An 8,025-nucleotide genomic window follows, 5' to 3' on the forward strand; every position below is an offset into this window, starting at 1 on the left:
AATTAAGGAATGCGAGTGAGCACTCAACTTTCAGAATCTAAAATTGAAGAAATTAGGAAGGACTTTAGCTTTTTCGATCGTGATGGCAATGGCCAAATCGACTTGCCAGAGTTCATCGAGCTTCTAACCGTTATTTCGCCAAAAACTAAAGCGAGCCACGTACAAGAGGGCTTCAAGATTATCGATAGTAATGACGACGGTTACATCGACTTTGAAGAGTTTTTGGAGTGGTGGCAAGAAGGGTGGTGGGAGTACTAGGCCAAGGCTTACTGTTGCCATCATTTGCCAGAGGTTTCCTTACGCTCTTTTTAATGCGCAAGTGAAACTTAAAATCGTACACAGAACATAAACAAAAACGAGTGCTTTTTTAAAAGTACTCGTTTTTTTATGTTACCAATCAGCACTGTATATATTATTAGCTTTTGCCGCTTCCACTTCTAATGGTGCTTTGTCGTAACCATACTCAGCCATGTCAAAAAAGTGTTGGGTAACCACTTTATCTAGGCTGGCCCTTTCAACTTGTAGTACATGTACTAGTTCATGGGCTAATTTTGGCCTGGTCAGTTCGAAGTCTTTACGAGCGTAAATCGAATAACCGAAAACTTGTGCATTGTTTGTGATGCCTTCACCAACGAGTCCAACCGCCTGGCCGAATACTTTAAGAGCAAAATTTTCGTAAGGATAGGGGACATCGTCAACATAAACAATTCTGACTTTTTCAGGGTGTTTGATGCCAATTTCTTTCGCCAACGACCGTTCCTTGTTATTTAACGGTGTACCAATTTCAATCCCTTTCTCATCTGTTTCCTGCGCCCAATCTATATATTGGGGTAATAGCACGCTCGCTATTATCTTTTCATAAAAAAGTGCGGTAATAAGGAATATAGCAACCAACAATAACGACATAACTTTAAGAAATTTCATGTTTTCAAAATCCGTTTATATAAGGCTTCAATGCCTTAAAAGTCACTGGCTTGTATTAGTGGAGTAGTTTACTAAGTTAATTATTTTGAACGCGTAGTACAGCATTTACTGGAGACGGATTACAGAAAAAGAATGTAAAAAAATGTTCTGTAAAACTGAATGATATACCGGCCATCGCTAAGCATAGAAGAACCATGCTTAGCGGTTACGAGTGTATAAGCCTCTTTTTATAAGCTCTACTCGTCGTCGTCATCCGACTGGATACTTCTTGGCTTACGTTTAACGGGAACCATACCAATATCTTCACCCGACATAGTATCAACGCGCTTTTTAACGCCACTTTTAGCCGGCTTCGCCGTTCGCTTTTTACCGTTTGAAAGGCCTGGTTTTTTCGAGACTTTTTTCTTAGGAGTAAAACCTTTGAAACTTGCTGGAAATTCATCGTGGGCTGAACACTCAAGTGCATATTGAAGATGGGTTTTAAGCCCTTCAAAGCTGCTCCAATCTCTAGGACCGATTAATGAAAAAGCTTCACCTTTTTGTCCTGCACGGCCTGTACGCCCAATTCGGTGGATATATTCGTCGGCGTTTTTAGGTAGGTCAAAGTTAACAACCAAACCTACTTTTGAAAGGTCTAAACCGCGAGAGGCAAGGTCTGTTGTAACTAGGATGCTATGTTGTCCGCGGGCAAATGCACTCATTACGGCGGCACGCTGGTTTTGCGGCATGTCACCACGAAGGGCAATTGCTTCCAACTTCTGTTCATTTAATAGGTTAGCAATCCTGTCCGTATCTTCGCGAGTTGCGGTAAAAACAATGGCTTGATTGTATGAACGTTTGCTTAATTCAAACTGTAAGATTTGATCTTTATTTTCAACGTTATCGGCAAAGAAACACTGCTGAACAATATCACCATGCTCTGCGGTAGAGTCTCCCACCGCTACCCGTACCGCTCCTTTGGTTAACTGAGTCGTCATGTGCTTGAGTTCGATATTGTCAAGCGTGGCAGAAAACAGCATTGTCTGGCGTTTTCTATGGTCAGCGTAGTCATTAATCATTTTTAACTGCGCTGAAAACCCTAAATCAAGCATTCGGTCTGCTTCGTCAAATATCAGCAATTCTAAACCGTTTAAATACATGCTCTTATCTAAAAGGTGGTCTGCAACACGACCAGCTGTACCGACGATAATATGCGGATTGCGGCGTAAAGCTTTTACCTGGTCGTTATAATTTTCACCGCCCACAATAAGCGAGCAAGTCAAATTTAAACCGGTACACATTGATTTAGCTTCAATGAATACCTGTTTAGCGAGCTCGCGGGTTGGTGCTAAAATTAACGCACGTGGATCTTGTTTACTTAATGCTTTCTGAGACATTAACCTGTTTATCGCAGGTACCAAAAAGGCGAAGGTTTTACCTGACCCGGTTTTAGAGGACGCAATAATATCCTTCCCCTGAATTGCGGGAAGCATGGTGCGCTCTTGAATTTCGGTTAGCGTCGAAATATTTTTTGTTTCGAGCTTTGAAATAATTTTGTGGTTTACAGGTAAATCAGAAACTAGCAAGAAGATACGGCCTTAATTAAATGATGGACGCGCATATTATCCCTTAATGCCCTGGTTAATGAAAGGCTTATTAGATGGCACAATAGAAGGGAGCAACAGTTGTTAATAATTCTTCGTTAAAGGCTCATTTTTGCAATAGCGTTTTAGTTTATATTTCTACAAAAGCTGAAGCTAATTAATTGTAATTTAAAGAAATAGATAGGATGGCGGCATAGCCGCCATGTAAGATTAGATGTCACATCAAGAAAACAGGTGACATGCTGTACACGCTTGTTAGCTATACATTTCTGTTATGAAACCTCGTTTACACCATCTACTAATCAGCCACACCCATTGTGTACTGATTTGATGCAAGCAAAACCTATAGTGGTCGTTAAAACTTCATTTCAGGCACGTTTTCTGGAACAACAAGCTTTCCACCGGTTTTTTCTTTGATTTCGTCAACACTAACACCCGGTGCCCGCTCTTGAAGAACAAAAGCGCCGTTTTCAACGCTGAGTACTGCTAAGTCTGTAATGATACGCGTAATACAATTCACACCTGTTAATGGAAGCGTACATTCACTAAGTAATTTGGGGTTACCGTGCTTATCTGTATGGGTCATAGTAACAATTATATTTTTTGCACCGGCTACTAGGTCCATAGCGCCGCCCATACCTTTCACCAATTTACCAGGGATCATCCAAGACGCAATATTTCCCGATACGTCGACCTCGAAGGCGCCAAGTACGGTGAAATCTACGTGACCACCGCGGATCATGGCAAAGCTTTCAGCACTGCTGAATATAGACGCGCCAGTTATGGCAGTAACTGTCTCTTTACCGGCGTTAATCATGTCAGCGTCTATTTCACTTTCTGTTGGATAGCGGCCCATTCCCAGAAGACCGTTTTCAGACTGAAGCATTACGCTAATATCATCAGGTACGTAGTTAGCAGCCAGGGTAGGGATGCCTATACCCAAATTAACATAATCACCATCTTTAAACTCTTGGGCCACGCGCATTGCTATCTGTTCTCTGCTAAGCATTACACTGTCTCCTTACTAACTACACGACGCTCAATACGCTTTTCGAACGTCCCTTTAATAACGCGATTTACATAAATACCCGGAGTGTGGATTTCGCTAGGGGATAGTTCGCCAGGCTCTACAATCTCTTCTGCTTCTACTACCGTTATTTTGCCTGCGGTAGCCGCCATAGGGTTAAAATTTTGCGCAGTATGACGATAAACGCAGTTGCCATAGGTATCTGCTTTCCATGCTTTTACAATAGCAAAATCACCGGTAATAGCATGTTCAAGAATATAAGGGCGACCATTAAATTCTTTTACTTCCTTGCCTTCTCCAACAGGGGTGCCATAACCCGTTGCTGTATAAAATGCTGGGATGCCTGCCCCTCCAGCGCGCATTTTCTCCGCTAGTGTGCCTTGAGGCGTTAGCTCTACTTCTAACTCTCCATTAAGCAACTGTTTTTCAAAAAGTGCGTTTTCTCCAACGTAAGATGACACCATTTTAGCAATCTGCTTATCTTCAAGGAGTAGGCCTAGGCCAAAGCCATCTACGCCGCAATTGTTTGATACAACCGTTAATCCTGTAGTGCCCATCTTTTTGATTTGACCTATTAGTCCTTCTGGAATTCCACAAAGACCAAAGCCGCCGGCAATGACGGTCATGCCATTTTCTAAGCCGGACATCGCCTCATCGTAAGACGACACAACTTTGTTAAATCCTGCCATACTTCTTCTCCACTTTTCTTGTTAAAAATAAGTATCAGCATTGTTGCTACATTTGTAAAATCGAATTATTCTTACTATTAATAAATATTATTTATTAATAGTTGAGTTTATTTTCATTCAATGGACGTGTCTTATCGCCAAATAAAAGCGTTTGTAGAAGTAGCGAAATCGTCTACTTTTGCTGAAGCAGCAGTCAGTCTTCACCTTACTCAACCAGCTTTGTCATCCGCTATAAAGAAAATGGAGGAACAGCTTGGTGGGAAACTGTTTCTGCGAAATACTCGTAGTGTAAGCCTCACCCCAGAGGGCGAGGTTCTTTTTCCCAATGCGGTACGGCTTTTACACGATTGGGACAACACCTTTTCAGATATTCAAAACTTATTTGCTATGGCGAAAGGGCATCTTACAATTTGCGCAATGCCTTCTTTTGCAGAGGCTCATCTACCTGAAATATTGTTTCAATTTCACCAACGAGCCCCTAATGTGAATTTACGAATCGTTGATGTGGTAATGGAACAAGTTATTCATGAGGTTACGACAGGGCGCTCTGAAATTGGGTTCTCGTTTGAGCCAGAGCGGAAGGACGGTTTAATTTTTGAACGTCTTTTTGATGATCAATTTGTTGTGGTGGCCAATGAAATACAGGCGTCTTTGCTCCCCGAGAAAGTCAAGTGGTTAGACTGCCTTAAGCTGCCCCTTGTTATGATGAATAGAGGCTCTGCGGTGAGGCATTGGACGCAAACAAAACTAGCGTCCCATGGAGAACTTGACATTGTTGCAGAGACTGGACAGTTATCAACGCTTGGCAAGCTTATTCAAAATGGGCTAGGTATTTCCATAATGCCTTCCATATGTAAAAAGCAAATGGAAGGATTGGGATTAGTGGTCAAAGAGGTATCCGACGAACCACTGATAAAAAATATTGGCCTTATAAGAAATACCAGGAAGAGTCTTTCAATACCTGCTCAGTCGTTGTGGAACTTGGCTATTGCGCATTATGCCTAGATGACCAAACGCGTATAGCATCGTTTATTTTTTACACCAGCGCGTTACCACTTTTTCTTAGGCGCAAATAATTCGTCCAATTCGTCTCTTTCTTCTTCTTGTTTTCTAACACGGTCTTTTTCGTTGACGCTTTTCAAATTATTCTGAATTTCATTTAGCCATTCATTTAATGTTGCAAGCTTAGATGTTGAGTAATCATCTTGCGGGTTTTGGTTTTCAAGCGCAGCTTTTGCTTTTTCGAAATATTGCCTCGCCGAGCCAAGCATATTGGTTTGAAGTGCTGCGCGACCGCGCTTAATTAAGGTTTCAACATTTACTTTTACTTGCAAACGCTCAAGCTGCTTATCTTCATCTGAAAACACTTTTGCGTCAATTTGACCTTTACTATGCTCAGAACGAAGCATAATACGAAGCTTTTTCACCGACTGAATATATTGGATAATCATTTTGTCGTTATCCGGCAACGTAAATTCATTCAGAGAGCCGCTGTTGTCAGAAAGCGCTGCTGTCATCGCTTGTTCGCTACTTACAATTCGTTGCTTTAAATCTGTGGTACTCGCTAATTCATTCATAGCTTTCAGTGCGTTGAGCATGCGATTATGCAAGATGCCCATTATTCTGGATGACACCGGCATGTTAATACTTGATGTTATGACTTTTTCAGTTTCATCAACAATAACGCGCTGTTTGGCTAATTCTGTTCTGCGCTCAGCTTCTTGCTTTTGACGATGTTGCTGCATTGCATTGATAAAGATCGCCGCGATGAGCAAAACAACAATTGAAATGATTATTATCACGTACATGCGTGTGTTTCCGTCTATGTTTTGTTTTTTTGTAACGCCATCTCGTTCACATTTTTAGGCATTACTTTTTGAATTACATGCGTTTATCGCACAATACTACGGTATTTTTACTTCAAATACACTTCCACCGAGTGACCCGCCATTAGAAAGTGCAATCGTACCTTCTTTATTATCTTGAGAATGTGCTCGGGCTATCAATTTAGCGAAGAACAAACCTAGCCCCGTGCGGCCTTGGCTCAACTCGAAATCAGATAAGTCTTCATGACTTTTATCGAGCATAGATTGAGGATATCCATGCCCATCGTCTTCAATCATAATCACCAACTTTTCGCTTTTATCTACTTTGGCCGATATATGTATCTTTGACGTTCCGTATCTCATTGCATTGATAATGACATCATTTAGCAATAAGTAAATAAGCTCACCATCTAGATACCAGCTTAGGTCTTCGTCGATAGTTATGGTAATCATTATTTTCTTTTGTTTTACATAAAGCGTATTTGAACCAACGACGTCTTCTACCAAATCTTTGATAAAACTTTCATCTACTGTAATAGGCAAACTTTCTAGTTCTGCTCGATAAAGCGAAAGAATTTGGACAAGGTTGGTATTTAATCTTGAGGCTTCGTAGTGAACACGTGAAACTTGTTCTTGTGCTTCCACATTTTCTGCTGACAGTGTTTCGCTTAACGACTCTATAGACTGTATGAGTAAAAACAGGGAGTTTTTCATATCGTGCACTGCAGCGGCGAGCACCGAGGAAAAGTCTATTGTGGATGTCACTTGCTTACTACTTGTCATAACCCTTGTATTGCCGCACATTGCTTTTTGTCTAAAACATAATGTAGAACAATTCCGTTTAGAGCAAAGGAATACTACTTAAAATCTTAAGAAAATGAACGAAATGCAACTTTATAATGCGATTTTTGTAATAGCAACTAGTAAAAATGAGTCGTTTTAGTTATAACGGTGAAAGAACAATGTCAGTTTTCTCTATAGAATCGGTGTAAATATGAAGCTTCAACAACTACGGTATATCGTAGAAGTCCTTAATAACAATTTAAATGTATCAGCAACTGCAGAGAGCTTGTATACCTCACAACCCGGTATTAGCAAGCAAGTTCGCATGCTGGAGGACGAGTTAGGCGTTCAGATATTTGGCCGCAGTGGAAAGCACCTGACACACGTGACTGATGCCGGAAATGATGTTGTAAATATTGCCAGAGAAATTCTGGCAAAAGTTGAAAGTATAAAAGCTGTCGCGAGAGAGCATACCTTACCCGATCAGGGAAAGTTAAACATAGCGACAACACATACCCAAGCACGTTACGCACTTCCTGACGTTATTCAAGGTTTTATGACGAAGTACCCAAAGGTATCGCTTCATATGCATCAGGGCACACCGTCTCAAATCAGTGATTTAGCCGCGAAAGGCGAGGCTGACTTTGCCATCGCCACCGAAGCGCTTCATTTGTATAACGATTTGGTAATGTTACCTTGTTACCATTGGAATCGCAGTGTGATTGTTAATAAAGACCATCCACTTTCTCAAAAAGGCACCATAGACATTTCTGATATCGCGAAATATCCGCTGGTTACTTACGTGTTTGGCTTCACAGGTCGCTCTGAATTAGATCAGGCATTTGAGAGAGCAGGGCTAACGCCTAAGATAGTGTTTACTGCTACAGATGCCGACGTTATAAAAACCTACGTACGACTTGGTGTTGGTATTGGCGTTATTGCATCAATGGCGGTGAGTGAAGATTTAGACGACGATTTAGTTAAAATTGACGCCAGTCACTTATTTGATTACAGCACCACTAAAATTGGTTTTAGAAAAGGGTCGTTCTTAAGAAGCTACATGTACGACTTTATTGAGCGCTTTGCTCCTCATCTGACCAAGGATAAAGTTGAGAAAGCGATGATGCTTAAAAACAATGAAGAAGTGGAAAAGATGTTCAAGGGCGTGACGTTACCAGTTAAATAATGCCATT

At 41.1% G+C, this 8,025-nt stretch carries 9 protein-coding genes; 3 read left to right on the forward strand and 6 right to left on the reverse strand.

Annotated features, from left to right (window positions below):
* Window positions 1–9 precede the first annotated feature (9 nt).
* Window positions 10–258 carry an EF-hand domain-containing protein gene (locus tag GVO62_RS09765; protein WP_105931294.1) on the forward strand — a complete coding sequence of 83 codons (249 nt, stop codon included), beginning with the start codon at window positions 10–12 and terminating at the stop codon, window positions 256–258.
* A 132-nt stretch (window positions 259–390) separates the two neighbouring features.
* On the opposite strand, the gene GVO62_RS09770 is transcribed toward GVO62_RS09765, so the two are convergent.
* From GVO62_RS09770 to GVO62_RS09785, 4 genes are all read right to left on the reverse strand, one after another.
* Complete coding sequence (locus tag GVO62_RS09770; protein WP_159118898.1) at window positions 391–924, reverse strand: hypothetical protein; 534 nt, start codon at window positions 922–924, stop codon at window positions 391–393.
* A gap of 236 nt (window positions 925–1,160) precedes the next feature.
* Window positions 1,161–2,489: a DEAD/DEAH box helicase gene (locus GVO62_RS09775; protein ID WP_159118900.1), complete on the reverse strand. Its 1,329-nt coding sequence runs from the start codon at window positions 2,487–2,489 to the stop codon at window positions 1,161–1,163.
* 373 nt (window positions 2,490–2,862) lie between these two features.
* Window positions 2,863–3,516: a CoA transferase subunit B gene (locus tag GVO62_RS09780; RefSeq protein WP_105931296.1), complete on the reverse strand. Its 654-nt coding sequence runs from the start codon at window positions 3,514–3,516 to the stop codon at window positions 2,863–2,865.
* Window positions 3,516–4,223 (reverse strand): CoA transferase subunit A, encoded by a 708-nt coding sequence (locus tag GVO62_RS09785; protein WP_105931297.1) that lies wholly within the window; start codon window positions 4,221–4,223, stop codon window positions 3,516–3,518. Before GVO62_RS09785 ends, GVO62_RS09780 begins: the two co-directional genes overlap by 1 nt.
* A 120-nt stretch (window positions 4,224–4,343) precedes the next feature.
* Between GVO62_RS09785 and GVO62_RS09790 the strand changes: the two genes are divergently transcribed.
* Window positions 4,344–5,228 carry a LysR family transcriptional regulator gene (locus tag GVO62_RS09790; RefSeq protein ID WP_159118902.1) on the forward strand — a complete coding sequence of 295 codons (885 nt, stop codon included), beginning with the start codon at window positions 4,344–4,346 and terminating at the stop codon, window positions 5,226–5,228.
* Between the two features lie 44 nt (window positions 5,229–5,272).
* On the opposite strand, the gene GVO62_RS09795 is transcribed toward GVO62_RS09790, so the two are convergent.
* Window positions 5,273–6,031: a hypothetical protein gene (locus GVO62_RS09795; protein WP_159118904.1), complete on the reverse strand. Its 759-nt coding sequence runs from the start codon at window positions 6,029–6,031 to the stop codon at window positions 5,273–5,275.
* Window positions 6,032–6,127: 96 nt separating this feature from the next.
* The gene (locus GVO62_RS09800) at window positions 6,128–6,832 is read right to left on the reverse strand and encodes a sensor histidine kinase (RefSeq protein ID WP_159118906.1); all 705 of its coding nucleotides are present in this window, start codon (window positions 6,830–6,832) and stop codon (window positions 6,128–6,130) included.
* Window positions 6,833–7,043: 211 nt separating this feature from the next.
* On the opposite strand from GVO62_RS09800, the gene cysB reads away from it, so the two are divergent.
* Entirely contained in the window at window positions 7,044–8,018 is a 975-nt protein-coding gene (gene cysB / locus GVO62_RS09805) for an HTH-type transcriptional regulator CysB (protein WP_105931301.1), read from the forward strand.
* The last annotated feature ends 7 nt before the right edge of the window (window positions 8,019–8,025 follow it).

It is taken from the genome of Alteromonas sp. KUL150 (assembly GCF_009811475.1).
GTDB lineage: Bacteria > Pseudomonadota > Gammaproteobacteria > Enterobacterales > Alteromonadaceae > Alteromonas > Alteromonas gracilis.